The organism is Bartonella sp. CL70QHWL (assembly GCF_042194855.1).
Lineage (GTDB): Bacteria > Pseudomonadota > Alphaproteobacteria > Rhizobiales > Rhizobiaceae > Bartonella.
Map to the genome: position 1 here is coordinate 1 of NZ_JBHINJ010000093.1, position 1,028 is coordinate 1,028.

1 protein-coding gene is annotated in these 1,028 nt (G+C 37.5%); it reads right to left on the bottom strand.

The features are described from left to right. On the bottom strand, nt 1-1,028 hold a 1,028-nt coding region (locus tag ACFIJZ_RS09875), incomplete at both ends, for a helicase-related protein (protein ID WP_375631983.1).

Below are 1,028 nucleotides of genomic sequence, written 5' to 3' on the forward strand. Positions count from 1 at the left end.
CCTAATTTTTCTACTGTACGCGGAAAAGCATAACGGAAAAATTCATTGTAAAGCTCTACAATTAAACTTTGTTGTGCTTCAAGATTGGTAATTCCACGCGTGTAAAATTGTACACTCTTAGAAATATTTTTGAGATCTTGAGATTCTTCTTTAGGGGTAACTTTATCAAGGACATTGAGTACACGTTGTAAAGCACAAGATACGGGATTCTCTTGAACAAACTGATGCCCCTCAAATAAAGCATTAAAGACTGGACGCGTCACAAGATGTTGCGCAAGCATTTCAATCGCATTTTGTTCGGAGATAGTTGTATTTAAATTACTACGTAATTCGGTCATAAAATCATTAAACACACGCCGTGTTTCAGTTTCTGATTTCGTCAAAACCTCAGTTAAGCGTGTGATATGAGTTTGAGCAAGATCACCAACATTTATTGCCCATTTTTTCCAATAGCTAGGGTCGTAAAATCTATTAACAATAGCAGCTTTAATGACATCTTTACATTTAGAAAAAAGGGGGAGTTCTCCTTGTTCTTCACATGTGTGAGAGGATTCATAAGTTGCTAACCCAATATTAAGTCCTGAATACTCTAATTTTGAGCGTATAGGTAAATCATCAATAACCGTGGTCGTATCTTCTAACGCAAGTTCTTGAGAAGCAGCAACAATTTCAAGAGCATCGCTTACGTCTTGTTTTTTGTGCATATGGTGAATTATTTTATTAAAGTTATCATCATGAGCACGTAAAGCATTGAGAACTTGCCAGATGACATTATACTTTTGGTTGTTTTCTAAGGCTATTTCCGGCGGAATATCAGCGGGTATCCCAACGGGTAGAATGATATAGCCTCTTTTTTTACCCTCTGCTCGACGCATTACACGTCCTATTGCTTGAATAATCTCAATTTGACTTTTGCGCGGGTGTAAAAATAGAACAGCATCAAGAGTGGGTACATCAACACCTTCAGAAAGACAGCGTACATTGGTAAGTACACGACAAGTATTTTCCCCCGCATCTTCCTTTAACCA